This window comes from Mesorhizobium sp. WSM4307, from assembly GCF_007003945.1.
In the GTDB taxonomy this organism is placed as follows: domain Bacteria; phylum Pseudomonadota; class Alphaproteobacteria; order Rhizobiales; family Rhizobiaceae; genus Mesorhizobium.
In genome coordinates, this window is record NZ_VFTB01000013.1 from 1 (window position 1) to 23,832 (window position 23,832).

Below are 23,832 nucleotides of genomic sequence, written 5' to 3' on the forward strand. Positions count from 1 at the left end.
ACCTATGTGACGACGAAAAATTTTCTCTCGCAGTTCGGGCTCGACACGCTGCGCCAACTGCCGGATTTCGAGGCGCTCGAGGACGCAGGGCTGCTGTCGAAGGAGAAACTCTTGGCCGGCGGTATTCCTGCCGACTTGCCTAGCGGCGAGGACGATGTCGTTGAGGACTAGGAGGTGTCATCAGCGGGGCTTGCCGCGCTGCGACCACAAAGACAGGCGATCACTCAGGGCCAGGACGACTGGTCGTGCGGTAGCCGGTGATCAGGATCGTGAACCGCGACACGATCGCCGTCGACAAGATTGGCCGGAAAGATCACCAGATTGGTACCGCCGGCGTGACACAGCGACGGGAACAAGATACCGCGCAGCCCGGCCGTGATGACCACGTCCGCGAGCTTCCACGATGGCGGGATTTTCTTGTCGATGCGCGCGATCTGGCGCCATGCACAATCCCATTCCTTCCACGCACTATCCCAGATGTCCGGGTCAAATCCTTGCGAAAGGTTGGCAGATAGCGATGGAAGATCTCGTCCGGCCCGACGCGGGTGACCTTCACCCGCGCGCCCCGTTCTCGAGATCCCGGATGAAGGCTAGGACTGCTTCAACTTGGCCGTCCGCGACGAGCTCGGCCGCCGTGCGATGGCCATAATCGGCAATCGGTTCGTTGCGATACCAGTAAATCGCTTTGTCGACGTCGCCGGTGAGTTCCGTCGCGGCCGAGATCACTTTCACCATCTCGCGCATCCGGCCCTGCAGGCGCTCCGATGCGGGATTGCGCAGCGTGTTGCGGTGGACACCAGTCAACTGGGCGAGGTTGGCCACCTTCACGCCGAGCGCCTGCGACAGGCGCTTCGGCGAGATATAAGGTGTGCGCGGCTCCTGCAGGCTGTCGACGAAGCCTGAGACCACTTTCGACGATGCCAGCTGTGCGTGAGTCATGACAAATCTCCGACCATACGCACAATATATGCACATTTGGGCGCATAGCAAGTGAACAGAGGCCTGACGCCTTCCAGCGCACTGCTTGTCCTTCCTCATCCGTAGCGGTTGTTAGCTGGCGGCGGCAATGCACCTTCGAGCCAGTCGTTCGACCTACATTACAAATGGCCCGATTGCGGACATCGGAAATTCACTTCACTGCACCGGCGCCGACCAGAACTGGCCGATCAGATCGGGTTGCAGGGATAGGCGTTTCTGATTTCAGCATTGAAGAATTGTCCGATAGAGGAGGCTTCCAACAGCCGATCGTACATGAACTGGGGGACATTGTAATATTCGTACAAGAGTTGGTGGTAGGCGATGTTCACCCTGGGGACATTCACCTCAGTCGTCCTGACGGCACAGTCGCCACTGCTAGACTGAGCGGCTTCTTAGACTGGGCGGCGCCTCTGGATGGGGCTGATCTTTTTCGAAAAGCGCGGCGGCGTGCAAAACCGCGACGTGATCGCAGCCATGATCGAAGCGTGGGGCATGCCGCAGTCGCTCTATTTCGACAACGGCAAAGAGTTCGGCTTCGCCGCCTGCGCGACCTGTATCTGGTGGCGTTCGATCTTCTGCACCTCAACGGGCACGATTTGCGCGACATGCCGGTGGAAGACCGCCGCGACATCCTCCAGGCACTGATCCCGACCGGTGGCCGCATCCAGTTCAGCGAAGCAATGCCGGGAACGGGCGATGCCGTCTATCATCTTGTCGACCAAGCCGGCTTGGAAGGCATGGTTTCAAAGCGCAAGGGCAGCAGCTATCGCAGTGGTCCGACGATGAACTGGCGAAAGATCAAGTGCTATACCGAAAAGGAAATGGACATCATCGGCGTGCAACGGGAGGCCGGTAAGCCTGCGATGGTGCTGATGGCCGACAACGGCCGTTATGCCGGCGGCGCGTTCGTGGCGTTCAAAGCAGACAAGCGGCAACGCCTCTGGGATCGGGTGCAAGGCAAGATTGGCGGCCCGACACCGACAGGTCTGAAAAAGGCCAAGGCTGAGTGGCTGAAGCCTGGGCTGGTCGGACGCGTTCGGTTCCTCAAGGGCGAGGAAAAGCTACGCACGCCACGCTGAAGGATTTCTGGGAGGGCTAGCCCTGATCTGATAGAGTTTCCCGGCGAGCGTGGACGGACGCCCCCACGTATTGCCCGGGCTGCATTGTCAAGTATTAGCGCAAGCTTAATTAGTCTCTTTCGACCGCGAACTTGAAAACTTCTCGCCGCCCCTCATCCGCCACCCGGAACCAATGAGCCTGCACAGTTCTGACGACGAACGGTCCGGTCGTAACTTTGCTTACAGCCTCCAAAGCTGTCGCGCCGTGGGCAATATGCAGGGCTACAACTTCGTCACCCTGCATTTCATCGATGTGGTACTTCGTCGTCATGGGCTCCTCGCGGATGAGCCGAAACGTCATTGGTCAGCGCAGGTTCCTCGTGGCTCAATCTGGCCTTCCGCATACGCGAGGGCAAAGGATTCCATATCGTAGGTAAGGGTCGGTTCCTTGTCGGCCTCGACCACGCGGACATGCCATTCGCCCCATGCTTCGACCACTTCAACGCAAGGGTGGACCTTGCCGTTTTCGTCTCGCTATGAAGGTCGCGACATCGCACACGTCAAGCAGTTAGGGCGTTGCTTGATGCTTGGCGAGTCCCTGCCAGACGGCGATCACCACCGCCTATCCTTTCGGGCGCGATGATGGGGTAACTTGGTGTTGCATGTGGCCTTGCAGTTTGACGTCGAGGCAGACATTCGCTCAACCGGTTCATGCCCGACACTGCAGGATTACCACCCGCCGGAAGGCCCGCTGTGGGCGCGTGCTGCGATTGCCGACTGGCTGAAATCCGTCGCCGGCGATGGCGAACCCGGCCGCGTTGTGCTGGCCGCCGGCGCGCAGCATGGCCTCGACTGCGTGCTCGGCGCAGTCGCCAGGCAAGGCGAGGTGGTGCTGGCCGACGAGGTGACCTATCAGGGCATTAATGCGCTGTGCCGCGTGCACGGGCTGGATCTGCGAGGCGTCGCCATGGACCGCGGCGGGATGCGGCCCGAGGCCTTCGACGCTGCCTGCGCGCAATTGCGTCCGCGCGCGGTCTTCCTCGTGCCGACGCTGCACAACCCGACGACCATTACGCTGAGCGATGAGCGCCGGCACGAGCTCGCCGCAGTCGCCCGCCGCCACAATGTGCTGATCATCGAGGACGACGTCTACCGGCAGCTGGCCGACGATCCTCCGCCATCTTTCGCCAGTCTCGAGCCGGAGCTGACGATCCATCTCGGCGCGCTGTCAAAATGCCTGGCGCCTGGCCTGCGTCTCGGCTTCGTCATCGCTCCGCGTCCCATTGCTGGCCAGGTCGCGGCGGCGCTGCGTATCAATTGCTGGAGCATCAGCCCGCTGACGGCGCTGATCGGCGCCAGATTGATCGAGGAAGGCGCGGCAGCGCGCATCATCGAAATCCAGAAGCAGGAATTGCGCCAGCGCCAGGCCGTCTTAAGCGAAATCCTCGGGGGCTTCGACATCCAGAGCCATCCGACCTCGACCCATGCCTGGCTGCGTCTGCCTGAGCCCTGGCGTGGGGCCGGTTTCGCCCGCACCTGTCTCGAGCGGGGCGTGGCCGTTCTACCCGGCGACGCCTTCGCGGTCGGGCGCGAACCGGTGCAGCACGGCGTGCGCATCAATGTCGGCGCGGCGCGATCGCAGGACGATTTGCGCACGGCGCTTACCACGATGGCCGAATTGCTGGCCGCTGGCCATCTGCAACTGCCCGGCTTCGTCTAGGAATATCAGGTGGCGACAACCAGCAGCGTTGAAATCGCCGTTGTCGGCGCCGGCGTCGTCGGCCTGGCGACGGCGTTGCGGCTCGCCGGCGAAGGCCGCGAAGTCGTGCTCATCGATCCCAACGAGCCAGGTTCCGGCGCTTCGTTCGGCAATGCCGGAACGATCGCCGAATATGCCTGCATGCCGGTCGGCAACCCGGGCGTGCTGCGCGCGCTGCCGAAGCTGCTTCTTGATCCCGACAGTCCATTCGCATTGCGCTGGGCAGCACTTTTCCAGCTTGCGCCTTGGCTGGTCCGTTTTGTCAGGCAGTCGTTCCCCGAGCCCACCCGCGCCAACGCGCTGGCGCTCGCCGGGCTGCTGGCAGAAGCCCTTGCCGGCTTGGGAGGAAATGGTGCAGGAGGCTGGCCTGCAGGACCTGATGCGCCGCAATGGCTGCCTGTACATCTATCGGCATGAGAGCGATTTTGCCGGCGCGGCCGCCGGTTGCGTGCGGAACTTGGCGTCCACCAGGAGGTCTTGACTGCCGAACAGGTGGCGGGCCTGGAGCCGCGGCTGGCGGACATCGAGGCCCGCGGTCTGTATTTCCCGGATTCGATCAATGTCAGCGATCCGAAAGCCATGCTGGCGCGGCTAGCCGCCGCCGCGACTGCCCGCGGCGTCCAATTGCTGCGAGCGAACGTGGCGAGCCTCTCGGCGGAGGCCAGCGGGGTTCGGCTGAGCGGCCCAGGGCTTGGCATCACCGCGCGGACGGTCGTGATCGCGGCTGGTGCCCGCTCGCGGGCACTTGCCACGCAGGCCGGCGATCGGATCCCGCTGGAAACCGAGCGCGGCTATCACCTGGAATTTCCCACCGACACGCCGCTCCTCAACCGACCCGTGTGTCCGATCGATCTGGGATTCTACATGACGCCGATGGACGGCAGGCTGCGCATTGCTGGTACGGTCGAGCTCGGGGGGCTAGTGGCGCCGCCAAATCCGCGCCGGCTGGCGCTGCTGGATCGCGGTGTGCGGCAATTCTTTCCCGAGCTTGGCCGGCCATCCTCCGAATGGCTGGGCTTCCGGCCGTCGCTGCCGGACTCGCGTCCGGTCATCGGCCGGTCCCGCCGTAGCCCAGGCGTCGTCCATGCGTTCGGCCACGGCCATCTAGGGCTGACGTTGGCGCCGATCACGGCGCGCCTTGTCGCCGACCTGATCGCCGGGCGAGGCGATCCCGTGTATTATCAAGCTTTTGCGCCAGACCGATTCAGCGTATGAAGTGAGGTTTACGCGCCCCCGTCTGCTCTTTGGCCTCGTAATCGCCCCGGCGCGGCACACTTAGGAAGCCGATCAACCCTATCGGGCTGATGCTTTTACTTGGGGTCAGTGGTTTTAGGAATCTTTTTCCAAAACCACTGCGCACTTTGAAGGATATGCATTAGGTCGCATGGCAGATGCCTGACAGGCTCGGGCCTGTCGCGGAACTGCGCGTTGCCACCAGCGAAGCATCCCCATCGCATACTTCCCAACGCGTGTGAGCGCCAGCGCGCCAAAACCGAAGGTGGAGAAGGTTCTTCCCCAGTCGCAGATCCCTTAAGGTCATCTCGGGCATCCAGTCGGGCAGTTTCGGGTCGATGTACAACCTCCCGTTCGCAGCGTCCGGTTGGATCCCGCCGATCGCCTGTAGAAAGGAGAAGCATGAGCCTGCAGCCCATGCCTGCGGAACGTTCGCCCTCTTGTACTGGACTGGAAACGTCGTAGGCGTCCGCGTCGCCCCGGCGTAAAGTTCGGGCATGCGATGCTGCATGAAGTAGCTCGCTGCACCGCTCACGTCTCCGGCGATACGAGCAGCTTCTTTGAAAAATCCATAGCGCCGAAAACCGAGCGCGATCAGCCCGTTGTCATGGGGCCAGACGGAGCCTCTTTGATAAGAATGCGGATTATAGGCTCGATGTTCGGCCGAAAGCGTCCGGATGCCCCAGCCGCTCCACATGTCGGGCATCATCAATCTCTGCACCACCCTGGCGGCCCGCTCGGGTGCGACAATACCGGACCAAAGACAATGACCGGGATTGGAGGTGACGCTCAGAACCGGTTTCTTCTTCCCATCCAACGCGAAGGCATAGAAACCCGACGCCTGATCCCAGAACACGTCGTTGAACCGTTCGAACAACGTTTTGGCCTTGGCCCTAAGCTGCCTGGCGCGATCATGGTCGCCTCTGGCATCGTAGATTTCAGCCATGCGCTGCCAGGCATCGTAGACATAGCCCTGCAACTCGCAAAGAGCCTTCGGTCCCTTGACCGGAGTGCCGTCGGGATAGACGACGGCATCGTCGGCGTCCTTCCAGCTTTGGTTCTCGTAGCCTGCGTTTGAGCGCGTTCCATATTCCTGGAACCCATCGCCGTCGCGATCGCCATAGCGATCGATCCAATCCAGGCACCTCTCGGCGGTTTCGATGTGCCGCTCTATCAAACTGTCATCCCCCGTACAGCGCCAAGCGTTGTGAAGCACAATCAGATAGAGGGGCGTTGCGTCGGCAGTGCCATAATAGGGTGTATGTGGAATGAGATTGAAATGTGCGAGTTCGCCGGTACGAAGCTCATGCATGATCTTGCCCGGCTCCGCATCCCGATAGTCGTCCAGTGAGGTGGCCTGGAAGCGAGCTAGAACATCCAGGGCACCTCGCGCGAAATCAGGATAAACAATGGCATTCTGAAGCGAGACGATCAGACTGTCGCGACCAAACAGCCCGATGAACCAAGGCAAACCGGCGGCCGGAACATACTCGAGCTGGTCCGTGCCTTCGATCGGCAGTCGAAGTGCCGCCATGTCTTCGATCGCCTGATTGTAGAGCTGCTGGAATTCGCCATTCGGGGTGCTCAGCTTGCATACCATGCTGCGCCAGGCGGAGACCCGTTTTGCGGCTTTCGAACCCAAGCAGTTGTCGACGCAAGCGCGTGGAGCACGAGACCTCTTCCTGCCTTGCCCAAAGTCGTAGAGCAGGCAAGCATGCCAGGTCGCGCCAGGGTCGAGCTTGACGTCGAAAGATACCCTCCCGTTGGCATAGACAGGCTTCGTTGGAGTTCTGTGTACCGTGATGGTGATAGCCCGTCTGAAATCCTGGTTGATGTAGGACGTGCGAAGGCGCGCGCTTCCGGGCGTCCATTTCGTGGCGATCCGACCACGGCGAACAACTGAGTCGGCCTCGACTTCGAAGAGATCGGCGAAGTCACAACGTATGCCGACCTCCAGATTGAATTGCACCGAATCTGTCCCGTGATTCACCAGGTCAAAGTCTTCATGCAACCCACCGTGACCCAGAGCCCGACCGAGGGTCAGCCCCAGATCACCGGCCTCTACTGGACCGGTTTCGGTCTTGAAGGGCCGATTTACGAGATAGATCTTGGCGGCGAAGTGGGTGATGTTCCCGGAGTTGAGCAGATCCCAAGGCTCTCCGTTGGCATAGAGCTGCCAACTGGAAACCAGGCGGGTATCCGAGGCATACAGACCTTGGTGTGTGGGCCAGGTGATCTGGCCATCCTGATCGGTGACCAAGAAGCCAAAGCCGTCGTTGAGTGCCAACCGCGGCGGTCCGATCGCAATTTCCAGGCTCATGTTCGAGGTGCCTCTTTCTCGGCCAGAACAGCGGTACTGGCAGGGTAGGTGGGCCAGGCAAAAAGCACTCCGCACTCAACGGTGAGGGTTGCTCACGGCCCTCCGCCCTCCAAGAAACCCACCCTTCCGGTGCGCCGGCTCCGAGGAACCGGCGCACCGGAAGGTCAAACTGTCTCCAAAACTGATCCCCAGTTGTGGAACCAGGGTCAGCCCTTGGCAACAGGCAGGGCGACAAAGCGGTTGCTATCGTTGCGGGTGATCTGCATCAGCACTGCCTTGCGCCCGGACTTCATCGCATCGGCCATCGCCTTGGTGACGTCGTCGGTGCTGTTCACCGCGGCCGAATTGATCGTGGTGATGACATCGCCGGGCTGGACGCCGCGGTCGGCAGCGGCCCCGTCGGGATCGACATCGGTGACCACCAAGCCCTTGCCATCATCCGACTTGGTGACGGTGAGGCCCAGATCGGTCAACGTCTCAGCCTTGGCGGCGGGGGCCACCTGCTTGCTGTTGTCGTCCGAGGCCTGCTTGTTGCTCGAAGGCAGCGTGCCGAGATCGACCTTGACCGTCTCGTTCTTGCCGTTGCGCCAGACGGTGACGTCGACCGACTTGCCGGGCGCATAGGCGCCGATCATGCGGGCGAGTTCCTTCGGCGACGCGACGTCCTTGCCGTCGACCTGGGTGATCACGTCGCCAGCCGTGATGCCGGCCTTCTTGCCAGGACCGGCGTCCTGGGCGCTGGATACCAGCGCACCCTTGCCAGATTTCAGACCGAGCGACTCGCCGATGTCCTTGGTGACCGGCTGGATCTCAACGCCGAGCCAGCCACGCTGGACGGAGCCGTTCTTCATCAGGTCCTGGACGACTTGCTTGGCGGTCGAGGCCGGGATGTCGAAGGCGATGCCGACACTGCCGCCCGAGGGCGAGAAGATGGCGGTGTTGATGCCGACCACCTGGCCGTTGAGGTCGAAGGTCGGGCCGCCCGAATTTCCGCGGTTGACCGGGGCGTCTATCTGGATGAAGTCGTCATAGGGACCGGCCCCAATGTCGCGGCCGCGAGCCGAGACGATGCCTGCGGTGACGGTGCCGCCTAGGCCGAACGGATTGCCTACGGCGACCACCCAGTCGCCGATGCGGATTTTGGAGTCGTCGGCGAAGTCGACATAGGTGAACTTGTTGCCGCCGCCGTCGACCTTCAGTACGGCCAGATCGGTGCGCGGGTCTGCGCCGATGAGCTTGGCGTCCAATTCTTTGCCATCGTCGGTGACTACGCTGAAGTCAGAGCCTTCCGACACGACGTGGTTGTTGGTGACCAGATAGCCATCCTCGGAGATGAAGAAGCCGGACCCCTGAGCGATCGGGCGCGGCTCGCCATGGTCGCGATGGTCGAAAGGCCGCATGCCGAATTGCTGGCCTCCCTGGCCGCCAAAGCCGCGGAACTCCTTGAAGAAGCGTCGCAGTTGCGGATTGTCGGGAAGATTGTCCATTCCCTCGGAACCCCAGTCGGAGCCATTGTCGGCCGTCGGCTGAATCTTGGCCTTGACCCTGACACTAACCACGGCAGGCGAAACGCGTTCCACGAGATCGGCGAAGCCGGGGACCTGCGCGGTCTGGACGTGTACGGCATCGGCCAGAACGGGTGCTGTACCCGTGGCAAGGGCGCCTAAGCCGATCGCCCCGGTAATAGCCAGGGAAGCAGCGGTAGCCATCAAGCGTTTGCGGGTGCTGGAAGATACACTGGAGAAGGTTTTCATGATTTCGCATCCTCTATCAATAACCTCGCCCTGAAAGGGCGTCGTGCTGAAAAGAATAGAGAGGCGCACATTACGACGTCATTGCCATTGCATGAATATTTCGTAACGTTGGCTGAATAATCTATCCAGGCGTTCCCTTGAGATGATCGCATGCTGACGACTGCCGCGACGGTCGGAATCTTCCATTGCTGAGTTGCTTCCCGTGCTCGAATGTGAATAGCAACAGAAGTGCTGCGATCATGCCGTGGCCGCGTTTGCCGCGTGGCTGCGTCGGACTCCAGCCCGGTGTGCTGTCGACGAGCGCTACATCCTGGCAGCGACCCTCCTGTTGAAACCAGCCAGGATCTGCTCGGCCAAACGGGCATAGTTGCCATCAAAGTGATAGTCGCCGCTTGTCTTGATCACCTCGACACCTCTCGAGGAGAGCGCGTCGCAGAATGATGCCAGCGGCCAAGCTCTCCTCTTCGAGAATATCGGCGACATCACCGACCCTGACCCCCGAGTTGGTGTGAGCCCTCGCCAGTTCCCGTGCCTTGGATCGCGTCTGCGATCTCGCCCGGGTGAGTGCCGGCAGAGAATTTCTCCCGAATACCGCAGCCTTTACCCCAAATTTGGCAGACATTCGGCCTACCTGTTATCTCGCAGCTTTGGCAGGTTCTAATTTGAAGCTCGCCCGTCATCAGCGCCAGCTGGTGAATCGTTTGCTGGCCGCTTCTGCTCAATCCAATCGCGCCAGTGGGTCGGGTGAATATCGACTGGAACCCCGATGATGGCATTCCTCCATCCCATTTCGGTTCGCTCACACGGAAACACAAGCGAGTGCGCGCCTTCTTCGTCCAGAACTGCCAGTTCCAGAATCCGTGAAAATGGTGCGGTGACGATTGGCTGCCACATGTTCGCAGAATGTGCCGAATTCTTGCGCCGGCTTTGATTCCGATCAATCGCGACAGACGTTCCGCGGGACATGGGCGATCTGCGGAACGCTTCCCTCACGGGTGAGTGCCGTCGTTGAGGCCTCGATTGGATGCCCTACCCGATGTCACCCTTAACGAGTCGGCCCAAGCCTTCCGGCAGTTGATCATTTCGGAAGACTACCGTCGAACCTTGCGCAAGCGGCTATCGGACCGTGGCCGATCCGTGGTCCGATTGGCGGTGTCGTCACACCGCATGCTTAAGCAATTCCGGGAAAAGTGTGAACCGGTCCTCCGTCCGGAATTGGGTCAAGACAAAGATAGAGCGGTTCGGCGATTCCGTGAGTTTCCGTGAAACGCCGAAAACCGCTCTTAGGCCCTGGCCACACGCTTTCTCTTTGCTTCGGCGCAGCGGGCCCGGAACTCGTCGACCTCGGCCTCCGTGAGGTGCTCGATACCGATAAAGTCGTTCTTGGCTCGGCCCGAACGGATCAGCTCGTCGAGCTTGGCCTGAATGGCCGCCCCGTCGCGGTTCTGGGTGTTCTGGATCAGGAACACCATCAGGAACGTGATGATCGTGGTGCCGGTGTTGATGACGAGCTGCCAGGTTTCGGAATAATGAAAAATCGGCCCGGTTGCTGCCCAGATCAGAACCGAGACCAGGCAAAGGGCGAAAGCCCAAGGCCTGCCGGTGGCGTGCGCGACGGCCTCCGCCATACGGTTGAATGCTTTTTCCATACCATGATCTCGATTGCAGGCGTGAGCTCCAAGGATGTGAATGTCGGGGCTCGGGGACGACAGAGTTGAGGGGAGACTCCGCCTCCGCCCTAGGCCGCTTCGGCGGCGACGTTGACGGCGGATTCGGCAAGCTGGGTGAGCACGGCGTCCGTCTCTTTCTCCTCGCCCAGCGTCTTGTCGAGAAGATTGACTGCCTCGGTAAGACCGAGCTCGGAGGCCCAGGTTCTGAGCGTGCCATAGCGCGAGATTTCATAGTGCTCGACCGCTTGCGCCGCCGCCAGCAAGCCGGCATCGAGCGACGGCGAGCCCTTGTATTCTTCCATGATCTCGGCGCCTTCCTCTGCAATGCCCACAATGGCGGCGCACGTCTTGCCGACCGGCTTCTTCTCGATCACCTCGAACACCTCCTCGAGGCGTGCGACATGCTCCTCGGTCTGGCCGCGATGCTTTTCGAAGGCAGCCTTTAGGTCATTGCTTTGCGCCGCCTTGGCCATCTTGGGAAGCATCGCCAGAATCTTCTTCTCAGCGAAATAGATGTCCTTCAACGTGTCGTGAAAAAGTTCATTCAGGCCCTTCTTCGAGGCCGTTTTCGTGGTCGCCATGTCTCGAATCTCCTGGTGGGTTGGTCAGCCTCAACTCGATGCGAGACGACTTGTTCCTAAAAGAATTCAGCCATGGGAAAGGCCGAAAACCATCATTTGTTATTGACTATGATCGACCGTCATTTCGGCTGAGGTCTGGCGCGGGGGAAGGAATACTGCTGGCGTTTGTCGAAGTGTTCATCCGGTTCCGAAAGCCGATTCATCTGAAGTGCGACGTCATTTTCCGACGGGCGACGCTCTCGGTCAGGGGCGGCGTTTGGTCGGATGCTTTTTCGTCCCCCCGGTCTCAATATCTGGCATACCTTAATAGGCTAGCGCCTTCGCGAGCGCGGCCTCGATGCGCACGGCGATGGCACCATCGGGAAGTCCCATTGGCGAGAAAATTTGACAGTGCCTATGTCGATTTCCCGCTGTCTTGATGCTTTGGATCATACCGTTCAACGAGTTACAGCGATGCTTGGACCAGGCTTACTGTTCCCGTCGGCATCGGGAGGAATATTGACGAGAGATAGGTGGCCGGTAAGGCAATCCTTTTGCCCGTTTGCCGTGCAGATCGACAGTTGAGGAGATGATTTGACAGAAGGTGACGAAATCCAGGTCCCATACACAACTGCGACGACGGCTCTTGGATATTGAGCTCGTAGGCAAGCCACTCGGCTTATGCTTACGAAAGCCCGATCAACAGACGGTTACCCACTTGGGCAGGCAGATTGGTGAATTGGTCGAACACCAGCCATTGATCAGTCGGATCTTAATGACGACGAACCTCATTCCCGTGCATCCTTATGTTAGTGAGTTCCTAACTTACGCCTGGGTCCGGAAGTTCCTGCAATCAAATTATTCGGAGGAGTGGCCCTAGGTGTGCTCGCTGTGCGGGAAAAGAGGTGCGCCTAGAGCAAAATCGGCAACCGACGGCTGCGGGCGGGGGGCACGGGGTGTGCCGTCGGTCACCAGGGAAAGGGGCCATCGAATCAATGAAATGCTTAGGCCCTGTCTTCCATTAGCATGAAACCTGCCGGCTCTAAATCTCAATTGATTATCGGGAACTGGCCCCCGCAACCAAGGTCGAGTGTTTCAACGGGTTCAAAAACGATCCAGACAAGCCAGTTCTCATTCCAAATATCTACCGATTTCTCAGCTGCCGGAAATCAGCCAAGCCTGGCTGAGCCGAACTTACCAATTGGCCAGGACACTTGTGGCATCAGACGTCCCGCGAGGCCGAGATGGGTGTTTTCGTGGATCTCATATTGCCGGGTGACTAGAAAGGCTCATCGAAGCAGCAGCGTTCTCACGGGTGTCACTTGTCACTCCTAAATCCCTGATCCGCGTGGACAGCCATTGCGGCCACGTGATCGAACATCTTTTTTCAGATGCTTGCTCATGAGCACTGTGTGGTCTTCGGAGCCTCCCTGGAATCGTAGACGAAGCCTTCGATGGCTCCCCGGAACTGCTTCACGGCGGCGCTTGGGGTAGTTCCAGCGAGATGGACATAGTTGCTAGCCAAGAACAGGCCAGCGCGTGAAAGGCGTGCTCAAGAGCCATCCGTCGCCAAGGCTATGAAGTACATATCACCGACTTTTCGCCGGGTCGCTGCCTGCCACATCGACCGACCACTGCCGATCAGTCGAGGCAATCGCCTCTCTGTCAATATCCGCCGACGACCGGCAGTATCTCGCCGGTGATGTAGCTCGAGCAATGTGGCGAGGCGAGAAACACATAGGCCGGTGCGAGTTCTTCCGGCTGCGCCGGCCGCTTCATCGGTGTGTCCGCGCCGAACTTTGAAACGTCACCGGCCTCCTTGTCCGAAGGGTTGAGCGGGGTCCATACCGGACCCGGTGCAACCGCGTTCACCCGGATGCCCTTGCCGAGAAGATTGCCGGAAAGGGCGCGGGTGAAGGCATGGATGCCGCCCTTGGTCATGGAGTAGTCGACCAGCGCCTTCGACCCGTCTATGCCGGTGACCGAACCGGTGTTGATGATGGCCGAGCCCGGCTTCATATGCGGCACGGCTTCCTGTGCCATATGGAAATAGCCGTAGAGGTTGGTCTTCAGCGTCGTGTCGAAATGCTCTTCGGTCAGTTCTGCGAACTCGCTTGAATGAATCTGGAATGCCGCATTGTTGACCAGCACGTCGATGCGGCCGAATGCCTTGACCGTTTGCGCCACCGCGTTGCGGCATTCGTCGCGTTCGCTGACGTCGGCCTTCACCAGGATACAGCGCCGTCCCTCCGCCTCGACGGCGGACTTTGTCGCCCTGGCGTCCCTGTCCTCGGCCAGATAGACGATCGCAATGTCGGCGCCCTCGCGGGCGAACAGAACCGACACCGAACGGCCGATGCCGGAATCGCCGCCGGTGATCAGGGCCACTTTGCCGTCGAGCTTTTTTGATCCGAGATAGTAAGGCGCGTCGTAAAGCGGGGCCGGCTCGATCGCCCACTCTTTCCCAGGCTTTGGCTGGTGCTGCTCCGGGAAGGGCGGCTCCGGATATCGTCTGGCACCCGCTTGCATGGCGCCTTGTTGTTTGGCTTTGGATTTCGATTTGTCCTTGGCATCGATGTTGCGCTGGATGTGACGCTGCTTGGCCGCCTTGCCGGCGATTTCCGATTTCATCTGCATGACTGTCTCCTGATCTGGAGAACGAACAACGCCCATCATACAAAAAGGTTTAAATCGTTTACGTTATTCCTTTGGAGTTCGCCGGGTCGTCAGCGCCCTGTTCCTATTACGAACAACAAGCAGTCGCGGGTCAGTTTCCCGGAGCGCTGCCTGGATTCGGGAACCCGACGGCGGGGCACAAGCGACCTTGTTTCCGCATTTTTCGGACCCAAGCGCGCCATTGCTCTCACATAGCTTCTGGCACCAACAGGACGCCTCGAAGCGTTTCTCCCGGGCAGCCGGTCGGGCTGTGCCGGAGGAATACATCATGGGTTTGGCCACGATCCTCATCATTATCTTGATCCTCGATGCCGGGCGCTCTCAGTGGTCTGGGAGGCGGTCCGTTCTACGGGACCGGCTAACTAGGTGTTTAGTCCCGGCATTTGCTGGAGCGGATTAAGCCTGAAGCGTTCGGGCTGTGTGGCCCACGCTTTGCAGATGAACTCGTAGGATGTGAGACCATTGAGGGTCTTGAGCCTACGAGCAAAGTTGTAGGCCGAGACGAAGTCGGCGAGGTGCTGACGGAGCTGATCGTGGCCCTCCTAGTAGAAGCGCTTGACGGTAGCGTCCTTGATGGTCCGGTTCATTCTCTCGACCTGGCCGTTGGTCCACGGGTGCTTGGCCTTGGTGGTGCGATGCTCGATGTCGTTCCTGGCGCAGGCGAGCTCGAAGGCATGGGCACGGAAGAGCTCGCCGTTTGCGATCGCCTCCTTGATCAGCGGGACAGGCTTCCGACCCCTTCGCACTGACCACACGCGGCCAGTACACAGACGTTACAGCCGGCAAAGGGTGGCGAGGTCCTCATCGCGACACAGTGGGATGGCCAATCGAAGGTCGCGGACAATTGTCGAAGGGCGCGCGTTTGCAGCTCTGCCTGGCACAACGCCTCTTGGCGCGCATCTATCGGCCCACCCGTTCGATCATGACTTCGGCGCGGGTTGCGTGCTGGCACTGGCGCAGAAGCGATGGTCTCGCCACGCTGACAGGTGTTGGTAGCACCAGAGCATTTTTCGACGCAGTCGGCGTCTGCCGCGGTGGTGCCGGATTGCATGCACTCTCCTTCCCGTGAAGGGAACCACAATGCATTCCGGTAGTTAAATAGGCGGATGAGCCGATTGGCAGCCTGTCGAGGCAAGGCATCATGCGCGAGAATCAATCAGACGTCTTCGATCTGTTTTCGGAGATTTATTCCAACGCGGCCCAGGAAGAGATCAGCCTCCAGCAATATCTGTTAGCCTGCCGCGAGGACAAATCCATGTATGCCTCGGCCCCGGAACGCATGGTCGAGGCAATCGGCGAGCCAAACCTGGTTGATACCAGCAAGGACGAGCGGCTCGGCCGCATTTTCTCCAACCGCACCGTCAAAGTGTATCCCTCCTTTTCCGACTTCTACGGAATGGAAGACACGATCGAGCGCATAGCCGGATATTTCCGCTACGCCTCGCAAGGCCTCGAGGAGCGCAAGCAAATCCTCTATCTCCTAGGCCCGGTCGGCGGCGGCAAATCCTCGCTCGCCGAACGGCTGAAGAAGCTGATGGAGCAGCGCCCGATCTACACGCTCAAGGTCGGCAACCAGATCAGCCCGGTCTTCGAATCGCCGCTCGGCCTTTTCCATCCCGACCGCATGGGCGATCTGCTGGAAGACAAATACGGCATAGCTCGCCGCCGCCTGAACGGACTGATCTCGCCCTGGGCGGCCAAGCGCCTGGACGAACTGTCCGGTGACATCTCGAAATTCAGCGTCGTCAAGCTGTTGCCGTCACGGCTCCGCCAAATTTCCATAGCCAAGACGGAGCCCGGCGACGAGAACAATCAGGACGTCTCGGCCCTGGTCGGCAAGGTCGACATCAGGCAGCTGGAGAACTTCAGCCAGTCCGATCCGGATGCCTATTCCTACAGCGGCGGCCTGAACCGGACGACGCAGGGCCTGCTCGAATTCGTCGAGATGTTCAAGGCGCCCATCAAGGTGCTGCACCCGCTGCTGACGGCGACCCAGGAAGGCAGCTACAACGGCACCGAGAATTTCGGCTCCTTCCCCTACCAAGGCATCGTCGTTGCCCATTCCAACGAATCGGAATGGCAGCAATTCAAGAACAACAAGAACAATGAGGCCTTCCTCGACCGCATTCTCGTGGTCAAGGTTCCCTATTGCCTTCGCGTCACCGAAGAAAGGCAGATCTACGAGAAGCTGCTGCGCGAAAGCGCACTGGCAAACAGCCCCTGCGCGCCCGAGGTGCTGGACATTCTCAGCCGCTTCACCGTCTCGACCCGGCTTGCCGAGCACGACAATTCGCCGCTCTACACCAAGATGCGCGCCTATGACGGCGAGAACCTCAAGGAGATCGACCCGAAGGCGAAGTCGGTCCAGGAATATCGTGATGCCGCGGGCGTCGACGAAGGCATGACCGGTGTCAGCACGCGCTTCGCCTTCAAGATCCTGTCGCAGACCTTCAACTACGACACCAAGGAGGTCGCCGCCGACCCCGTGCACCTGATGTACATCCTCGAGGAGGCGATCAAGCGCGAGCAATTCCCGAAGGACACGGAAACTGCCTATCTCGAGTTCATCAAGTCGGAACTCGCGACGCGCTATGCCGAGTTCATTGGTCATGAGATCCAGAAAGCCTATCTGGAATCCTATAGCGAATATGGTCAGAACCTTTTTGACCGCTACATCGCCTACGCCGATGCCTGGATCGAGGATCAGGACTACAAGGATCCCGATACGGGGCAGATCCTCAATCGCGAGGTCCTGGACAAGGAATTGTCGCAGGTCGAGAAACCCGCCGGCATCGCCAATCCCAAGGATTTCCGCAACGAAGTTGTCAAATTCACCTTGCGCGCCCGCGCGCGCAACGAAGGCCGCAACCCGTCCTGGACGAGTTATGAAAAGCTTCGCGAGGTCATCGAAAAGCGCATGTTCGGCCAAGTCGAGGACCTTCTGCCGGTGATCAGCTTCGGCTCCAAGCAGGACAGCGTCACGGAGAAGCGGCACAACGAATTCGTGCAGCGGATGGTGGAGCGCGGCTATACCCAGCGGCAGGTCCGCCGGCTGGTCGACTGGTACATGCGCGTGAACAAGGCGGGTTGAGCGACGCCCGAACGGTGCCATGCCGATCTTCATCGACCGCCGCCTGAATCCGAAGGACAAGAGCCTTGGCAATCGCCAGCGCTTTCTCAGACGCGCGCGCGAAGAGCTCAAGCGCAGCATCCGCGACAAGGTCCGCACCGGCGGCATCGCCGAACTGGGCCGCGAGCATGCGGTGCCGATCCCTCGCAAAGGCACCGGCGAACCGACCTTCGGCGACGACAAGGAAAGCGGCCGGCGTCAGCACATCCTGCCCGGCAACCGGACATTCAGCTCTGGTGATCTTATCGCCAGGCCGGGCGGCGGCGGCGGCTACGGATCGGCGCCGGGTACCGCCGAATCCGAAGACGACTTTCGTTTCGTGCTGTCGCGCGAGGAAGTGCTCGACCTTTTCTTCGAGGATCTCGAGCTTCCGGATCTGGTCAAGCTCAACCTCAAGCAGGTACTGAGCTTCAGGCCGAGACGGGCAGGTTTCACGGCAAGCGGGGCGCCGACCAACATAAATGTCGGACGCACAATGCGAAACAGCCACGGGCGGCGCATCGCGCTCAGACGCCCCAAACAGGCGGAGCTCGACGCGATCGTCCACCACATTGCCGAGCTGGAAGCCAAGCCGGCAAGCGCCCTGGTGCGCGAACGCATCGCCGCCCTGCGCGAGGCACTAGATCGGCTCGAGCGCCGGCGCAAGCGAATTGCCTATGTCGATCCGGTCGACATCCGTTTCAATCGCTTCGATCCCCAGCCTGTGCCCAATGCGAACGCGGTCATGTTCTGCCTGATGGACGTCTCGGGATCGATGGGAGAGCGCGAGAAGGATCTGGCCAAACGCTTCTTTGTGCTACTGCACCTTTTCCTGACCCGGCGCTATGAACGCACCGACATTGTCTTCATTCGCCACACCCACGAGGCCCAGGAGGTGGACGAACATACCTTCTTCTACCACACTGAAAGCGGCGGGACCGTCGTCTCCACCGCCCTTGAGGAAATGCACCGCATCATCGAGCAGCGATATCCGGTCGCCGAATGGAACATCTATGCCGCCCAGGCCTCCGACGGCGACAACTTCGCCGCCGATTCCGAGCGCTGCATAGAGCTGCTCGACCGCAAGCTCATGCGGCTTTGCCAATATTTCGCCTATGTGGAAATCATCGACGAGCGGGAAAGCCACATTTTCGGCGCGACCGAGAACGGGACATCGCTCTGGCGCGCCTATAACGCCGTCGACGGCAAATGGCCGAACTTCCAGATGAGGCGCATTGCCTCCCCGGCCGACATTTATCCGGTTTTCCGCCAACTCTTCGCCAAGCAGCCTGATCTACGCAAGAGCGCGTGAGGGACTTCGGCAATGGTCAGTCAGGCGCGTAAGTCCGAACTACTGTTTTCCGGGTCGGACTGGAATTTTGCGAAACTGGCGCGAGTCTACGACGAGATCGAGGCGCTCGGCCTCGAAGAGCTTGGACTCGACATCTATCCGGTACAGATGGAGGTCATCTCTTCCGAGCAGATGCTCGACGCCTATTCATCCGTCGGCATGCCGCTGATGTATCGGCATTGGTCGTTCGGCAAACGTTTCCTCCACGACGAACTTCTCTACCGCAAGGGCGCGCGCGGCTTGGCCTACGAACTGGTTATCAATTCTAATCCCTGCATCGTCTACCTGATGGAAGAGAACACCATGGCCCTGCAGGCCCTGGTGACCGCGCACGCAGCCCTGGGCCACAACCATTTCTTCAAGAACAATCATCTCTTCCGCCAATGGACGGATGCCGGTGGCATCCTGAGCTATCTCGATTTTGCCAAGAGCTACATAGCCCGATGTGAGGAACGGCATGGCCTGACCGCAGTGGAGGCCATCCTGGATTCCGCCCACGCGCTGATGGAGCAAGGCGTCTTCCGTTACCGGCGGCCGCCGAAGCTGTCATCGGAACAGCAGCGCGAAGGGCTGCGCGAGCGCCTCGAATATGAGGAGCGTTCCTTCAACGATCTCTGGCGAACACTGCCGCCCTCGCCGGGAAAGAGTAAGCCAGAAGCCACCGACGAAATCCTTGCAGAGCGGAAGAAATCACTCAAACTTCCGGAGGAAAACCTGCTCTATTTCCTGGAGAAGAACAGCCTCGTCCTTGAGCCCTGGCAGCGCGAGATCATCCGGATCGTGCGCATCATTGCGCAGTATTTTTATCCGCAGCGGCAAACCCAGGTGATGAACGAAGGCTGCGCCACCTTCGTGCATTACACGCTCATGAACACGCTTTTCGACCGTTGCCGCATCAGCGAAGGCGCCATGCTCGAGATCTTGCGCAATCACTCGAACGTCGTCTTCCAGCCGGCCTATGACGACCCTCGCTATTCCGGCATCAATCCCTATGCGCTGGGTCTGGACATGATGCAGGATATCCAGCGCATCTCCACCGCGCCGACTGCGGAGGACCGCGACTGGTTCCCCGACATCGCCGGCCGCGGCGACTGGCGTGACATCTTGCTCGATGCCTGGGCCAACCACCGCGACGAATCCTTCGTCCGCCAATATCTGAGCCCGACGCTGATCCGGAAATGGCGGCTATTCATGCTGGCCGACAGCGCCGACGAGCCGCACTACGAAGTCGCCTCGATCCACAACGAGCGTGGCTATGCCAAGATACGCTCAGCGCTCGCTCAAACCTACGACGTGGGCGCGAGCCGGCCCGACATCCAGGTGATTGACGTCGATCTGCTGGGCGACCGGCGCCTGAGGCTTCAGCACACGGTGAAGAATGGCATCATGCTCGAGGGCGGAAGCCGCGACGCGACCTTGCGCCATATCCGAAACCTTTGGGGCTACGAGGTCAGCATGGTGGCACTGGATGCTGAAACCGGTGCGACGCTCAGCGAACGCTCGACAAAGGAAACTTGAGATCGGAGGCCGCCACCCTCGCCGTGTTTGGCGTCGGCATAGGCGACGCAGCGTTGTCTCAGTGCGCTTGCCTTCTTCCGGCTTGGTCAGCATGTCTTGTAGCCAATGCAGAGCCTGGACGGCTAAGCATTCCTGGTCGGCTCCTTGGGGACATGCAATCAGACTCGTCGAGGGCACAAAGAGCAGCGAGCAACGGCTTTGCTATGCCCGGCAAGCTGTCGAACACAGCTGAAGCCGGAACGTCCTGGTCCACCAAATTGAAAGTGAGCTGTTTGGTCGGAAAGGTAAGACGCTCACCAACTTCACGCTCACGCTTTCCGCCCTCAGTCCGATCTCGTGGCTATTTGACCAGCTACGTCTGCCCGATCTGCCATCAGGTGGTCGATATCGAAGACATCCGGCAGATCATATGGCACCAGCAACCTAAACATGAACTGTTGCAGATGGACGAAAAGCCGTCCGACCGGTTGGCGACCAGGAGCTTCGCCCTATAGTTGTTGTCGCTGAGGTTCTCGATAGGCCGCTGCGCAGGAACTCCTCCCCTCTTGCGGACTGCGGCCTGTCGTTTCAGCGCGGGGCTGGTGGGATGACATAGTTCGTCCGCCAGCCCCATTTCTATCTGCTTGCAAAGCGCCGTTACTATCGCTGGATCGAGGCTGGCGTGTTCGACCGTTTGGTCAAAGCGATCAGCAGTGATCCAAATCTGGAATGGCTGATGAATTGACGCGACTCTTGTTCGCCCGGGCTGCGGGGGCCCGGCGTAAAGGAGAATTTGGAGCCCAGGCTCTCGGCCGCTCGCGAAGCGGATTCGGCACCGTCGTAGGCGCACTCGGCTTCCCGGTCACTTCGAGATCGGGCCCGGCAATCAAAACGACATGGCCTGCCTGTGGACTGGCCGAGGGGTTTGCTGCAGGCCAAATGATCGCCGACCGCTTATGATTTCGATCGACTGCATGATGTGATCCTCGAAGGTGGTGAACCTGTCATCCAGCCGCGGCGCCGTGGCAAGCACCAACACACCTACGACAAGATCGCCTACAAAAACCGCTGGGGCATCGAGGCGTTCTTCGCCCACGTCAAGACGGCGCATCGCAACGGGCTACGGCAAAATCGCTGCCAACGTCCTCCGCTTCCAGCGTAGGTCCGCCGGGAAATGAGAAATAAACGTCGAAATAGGGGATCTGCCGATGGGCAAAATAGTCGCAATCGTCCTCGGCTACCCGCGCCAACGTCAGGGGCGTTTCAATGTCGTAGAAGCAGAACTGTCCCGTGCTCAGCGAAGCAAGATCGTCGAAGATTGCTCAGCCTTAGCATCCGCACAATGGCGTTCCAATGGGAGGGGTGCGTCGTAGGCTGTGCTTTCCAACGCCACAGATGGCCAAACAAACTTCTCAAGCTTGGCATCGCAACAACCTTCTGCGTTATCAAGCCTGAAACGGAGAATGATGTTCCTTCCATTCCTAGCGGAGGGCTGCGGCGAACAGGAAGGCGAGCGCGGGCAGGACAACCAGCCCCAAGATGACCAGGACCGGCCCGTTCCTGCGCGGCTTGAGGTGGGGCGCGTTCTCCGGCGGTCGCATCGCGTTGGCAAAGCTCGCCTGGTTGGTGAAGTTCGGGTTGCGGGTCGCAGCCGGTGCAGCAGAGGTCGAGACACCGCCCGCCTCGGCGTCCGCTTCCTGCGGCACTGCCGCCGGATCGAACCCCGGGGTCTTGTCTTGCGTCCTGCCGGCCTGGATTTCGCCACGGGCCTCGGCGGGTGTACGTTCGTCAGGTGACATTCGGCGCCTCCTTTGCTACCTAAACCCGCATCCGGCCCCGCCGTTCCAACCGCCCTCCTTGAAACCCGGAGGGAACTTTCGGGACTAGGGCAGCTTCCATCCTCGACACCAAGAGAAGGAGGCGGGAATGCAAGTTCTCGACACAGCGATACATGCCAGCCCCGGAACTGTGAGGGTCGAATTTGTCGGCGAGGACGGTGAAAGGTCTCTGTCACGATGGCCGTGTCCGACCCGTTGCTTGACCACGGCGCCCTTGTTGATCGTGCCAAAGAGTTGATGGTTCAGTGCGCCGCGTTTGGCGGCCCGCCTGCACAAGACCTGCGGCGCGAAAACAGGATGGCGGCCGGCCCGGCATCGAGCCGCCAAGCGATACGGGCCAGGATCTCTATACATTCGAATATCGCGAGGGTGGCAGTTTGAGGCGTCTCGAAGGCGTGGAATTGCGCAACCTGGAAGCTGTTCATGATGAAGCGTTGCGGTCGGCGATCGACCTGCTCGACGATGCGGCTGCCGAACCTCTCCAGGACGGCTGGGCAGTTCGGGTTCGTGGCAGCGACGGCGAGATCGTGCTGTCCGTCGGTTTCGATGAGGCAAGGCGAGAAAAGGCAGGAGCCGCCGCAATGGATGGAGCCTAAGGCCATGGACCACCCGACGATGAATCCCTTTATGTCGCTGCACGCGATGTCCGCCGCAAAGGGCGACGGCCAGAGGCCCGAGTTCCTCATCTGCTTGATGCTCGGGCGGCTTTGTTCCACCTGTAATCGAACTTCACCAGGAGACGGGTTTGACCCAGGCCGGTCCAAATCCTGTTAGGGACTTGAAACAGCTCCGAAGCAAAGTGTGGTGCGTTTCCGTGCCGGCGGAGTACGATCAGCCGTGCGACGGAAGAGATGCGCCCGTCAGGGGTCGCCATGGCAGCGCCCTTGGCAATGATCATTGAAGACGTATCTGATTGCGTCGGACGTGGCGAACGGTCTGAAGGAGCGAGGCGATGTCGTCGTGTCCGCCGAGGAACACGAAGGGCACATCGCGCAGCATCAGATCGTCCGCAACGGGGAAAATTTTGCGGCCGTGCAGGTCGATGCTTTGGCATACCCTCGGGCCTGCTCCAGCGTGCCACCGGTCGTCCCAAGATGATCGCGCCCAAGTCGGCGAAGACCGTCGCCAGATTGCTGGCGAGCAGCCACTCGTCCTGCGCGCTCAAAGCTGAAGTCCCCTCAGCGTCTCACACCCGAGCCCTTCAGTTCGCATTCCGACATGGCGAAGCCGTAGCCATAACGCGCCAAAACCGAGGCGCATGACGATGAGGTCATAGGGAAGCACATGCTAGAACGCAGCGACCGGTGAACCGTTCCGGCCGTTCGCTGCATGCACTTCCATCTGGTCGCGGAGGCATGGAACCATTTCGCCGGCGTGCGGTTCGATGGATGGAGGCAAATAGGAGCCGCGTCGTGCTTACCGATCCGATGGTTCTCATCCTGATGTATTTCGTCTTGCCGGTCTGGCTGATCGCTGGCTTTGCCGATTGGCTCTGCCACCGTGCGACCCACATTGAATCCACGACTGGTGCGAAGGAATCGCTCATCCATCTGCTGATGTTCGCCGAGGTCGGGATCCCGCTGCTTGCCGCAATGTTCCTCGAGGTGAACGCCTTCGTGATCGCCGTGATGATCGTCTCCTTCTTCATCCATGAAGGGACGGCGATATGGGACGTGCGTTACGCGACCACCGCGCGCACGGTGAGCCCGATCGAGCAGCATGTGCACAGCTTCCTGGAGATGATCCCGCTGATGGGGCTGGTCAGCGTGGTGGCGCTTCATTGGGGCCAGTTCCTGGCGCTGTTTGGCGCCGGAACGGAAAAAGCTCGCTTCGACCTGATTTGGAAACATCAGCAACTGCCGGTGACATATATTGCCGCCGTGATGATCATTATCGTGCTGTTCGAACTGCTGCCCTATTTGGAGGAGTTCTTCAGAGGCCTGCGCGCCAACTCGGGCGGATTGGTTCCAGCCAAGGCAAAGCGGCACAAGGCCGGCGACACGGCCGCGCGATGAAGCGTCTGATCCTC

General features: G+C 60.2%; 17 protein-coding genes and 3 pseudogenes. 9 read left to right on the forward strand and 11 right to left on the reverse strand.

The genetic code is table 11. The annotated features are described in order from the left end of the window. Positions 1 to 171, forward strand: a pseudogene (locus tag FJV83_RS37120) (segregation and condensation protein B); the annotation flags it as partial. Between the two features lie 53 nt (positions 172 to 224). On the opposite strand, the gene FJV83_RS37765 reads toward FJV83_RS37120, so the two are convergent. Together FJV83_RS37765 and FJV83_RS28365 are read right to left on the reverse strand one after the other, a co-directional pair. Continuing rightward, the gene (locus FJV83_RS37765) at positions 225 to 578 is read right to left on the reverse strand and encodes an RES family NAD+ phosphorylase (RefSeq protein WP_348645160.1); all 354 of its coding nucleotides are present in this window, start codon (positions 576 to 578) and stop codon (positions 225 to 227) included. Further along, the gene (locus FJV83_RS28365; protein WP_095789990.1) at positions 553 to 939 is read right to left on the reverse strand and encodes a hypothetical protein; all 387 of its coding nucleotides are present in this window, start codon (positions 937 to 939) and stop codon (positions 553 to 555) included. The genes FJV83_RS37765 and FJV83_RS28365 overlap by 26 nt, the downstream gene beginning before the upstream one ends. A gap of 524 nt (positions 940 to 1,463) precedes the next feature. Between FJV83_RS28365 and FJV83_RS28375 the strand changes: the two genes are divergently transcribed. Further along, positions 1,464 to 2,057, forward strand: coding sequence for a hypothetical protein (locus FJV83_RS28375; protein WP_246689021.1), 594 nt, complete (start codon positions 1,464 to 1,466; stop codon positions 2,055 to 2,057). 109 nt (positions 2,058 to 2,166) lie between these two features. Here FJV83_RS28375 and FJV83_RS28380 read toward each other — a convergent pair whose 3' ends face one another. After that, positions 2,167 to 2,367, reverse strand: a complete 201-nt coding sequence (locus FJV83_RS28380; RefSeq protein WP_095789988.1) for a hypothetical protein — start codon at positions 2,365 to 2,367, stop codon at positions 2,167 to 2,169. 333 nt (positions 2,368 to 2,700) lie between these two features. Here FJV83_RS28380 and FJV83_RS28385 point away from each other — a divergent pair, with 333 nt between their 5' ends. After that, on the forward strand, positions 2,701 to 3,756 hold the full coding sequence (locus FJV83_RS28385) for a PLP-dependent aminotransferase family protein (protein WP_246689020.1): 1,056 nt from the start codon (positions 2,701 to 2,703) through the stop codon (positions 3,754 to 3,756). A gap of 9 nt (positions 3,757 to 3,765) precedes the next feature. Further along, positions 3,766 to 5,010 (forward strand): annotated as a pseudogene (locus tag FJV83_RS28390) (FAD-dependent oxidoreductase). A 160-nt stretch (positions 5,011 to 5,170) separates the two neighbouring features. Here FJV83_RS28390 and FJV83_RS28395 read toward each other — a convergent pair. The 6 genes and pseudogenes from FJV83_RS28395 to FJV83_RS28435 all read right to left on the reverse strand — a co-directional run. Further along, complete coding sequence (locus FJV83_RS28395) at positions 5,171 to 7,348, reverse strand: glycogen debranching N-terminal domain-containing protein (protein ID WP_095794085.1); 2,178 nt, start codon at positions 7,346 to 7,348, stop codon at positions 5,171 to 5,173. A gap of 206 nt (positions 7,349 to 7,554) precedes the next feature. Further along, complete coding sequence (locus tag FJV83_RS28400) at positions 7,555 to 9,102, reverse strand: Do family serine endopeptidase (RefSeq protein WP_095789972.1); 1,548 nt, start codon at positions 9,100 to 9,102, stop codon at positions 7,555 to 7,557. 1,283 nt (positions 9,103 to 10,385) lie between these two features. Beyond that, a complete protein-coding gene (locus tag FJV83_RS28415) occupies positions 10,386 to 10,751 on the reverse strand; it encodes a low affinity iron permease family protein (RefSeq protein ID WP_142877467.1) in 366 nt (121 codons plus the stop codon). Between the two features lie 89 nt (positions 10,752 to 10,840). After that, on the reverse strand, positions 10,841 to 11,353 hold the full coding sequence (locus FJV83_RS28420; RefSeq protein ID WP_142877466.1) for a ferritin-like domain-containing protein: 513 nt from the start codon (positions 11,351 to 11,353) through the stop codon (positions 10,841 to 10,843). Between the two features lie 1,644 nt (positions 11,354 to 12,997). Then, on the reverse strand, positions 12,998 to 13,969 hold the full coding sequence (locus FJV83_RS28425; RefSeq protein ID WP_142885354.1) for an SDR family oxidoreductase: 972 nt from the start codon (positions 13,967 to 13,969) through the stop codon (positions 12,998 to 13,000). A 401-nt stretch (positions 13,970 to 14,370) separates the two neighbouring features. After that, a pseudogene (locus tag FJV83_RS28435) lies at positions 14,371 to 14,685 on the reverse strand (integrase core domain-containing protein); the annotation flags it as partial. Between the two features lie 464 nt (positions 14,686 to 15,149). On the opposite strand from FJV83_RS28435, the gene FJV83_RS28440 reads away from it, so the two are divergent. The 3 genes from FJV83_RS28440 to FJV83_RS28450 are packed head-to-tail and all read left to right on the forward strand — an operon-like array spanning position 15,150 to position 19,986. Next, positions 15,150 to 17,099 carry a PrkA family serine protein kinase gene (locus FJV83_RS28440; RefSeq protein ID WP_095789967.1) on the forward strand — a complete coding sequence of 650 codons (1,950 nt, stop codon included), beginning with the start codon at positions 15,150 to 15,152 and terminating at the stop codon, positions 17,097 to 17,099. 19 nt (positions 17,100 to 17,118) lie between these two features. Continuing rightward, entirely contained in the window at positions 17,119 to 18,429 is a 1,311-nt protein-coding gene (locus FJV83_RS28445) for a YeaH/YhbH family protein (RefSeq protein ID WP_095789966.1), read from the forward strand. A 12-nt stretch (positions 18,430 to 18,441) separates the two neighbouring features. After that, positions 18,442 to 19,986 (forward strand): SpoVR family protein, encoded by a 1,545-nt coding sequence (locus FJV83_RS28450; protein ID WP_142877465.1) that lies wholly within the window; start codon positions 18,442 to 18,444, stop codon positions 19,984 to 19,986. 1,460 nt (positions 19,987 to 21,446) lie between these two features. On the opposite strand, the gene FJV83_RS28465 is transcribed toward FJV83_RS28450, so the two are convergent. Together FJV83_RS28465 and FJV83_RS28470 are read right to left on the reverse strand one after the other, a co-directional pair. Then, positions 21,447 to 21,764, reverse strand: coding sequence for a hypothetical protein (locus tag FJV83_RS28465; RefSeq protein WP_095789964.1), 318 nt, complete (start codon positions 21,762 to 21,764; stop codon positions 21,447 to 21,449). A gap of 281 nt (positions 21,765 to 22,045) precedes the next feature. Next, positions 22,046 to 22,519: a hypothetical protein gene (locus FJV83_RS28470; protein ID WP_142885355.1), complete on the reverse strand. Its 474-nt coding sequence runs from the start codon at positions 22,517 to 22,519 to the stop codon at positions 22,046 to 22,048. Positions 22,520 to 22,700: 181 nt separating this feature from the next. Between FJV83_RS28470 and FJV83_RS28475 the strand changes: the two genes are divergently transcribed. Both FJV83_RS28475 and FJV83_RS28480 read left to right on the forward strand, forming a co-directional pair. Further along, positions 22,701 to 22,901: a hypothetical protein gene (locus FJV83_RS28475; protein ID WP_095789961.1), complete on the forward strand. Its 201-nt coding sequence runs from the start codon at positions 22,701 to 22,703 to the stop codon at positions 22,899 to 22,901. A 314-nt stretch (positions 22,902 to 23,215) separates the two neighbouring features. After that, positions 23,216 to 23,818, forward strand: a complete 603-nt coding sequence (locus FJV83_RS28480) for a diguanylate cyclase (RefSeq protein WP_095790034.1) — start codon at positions 23,216 to 23,218, stop codon at positions 23,816 to 23,818. Positions 23,819 to 23,832: the final 14 nt, after the last annotated feature.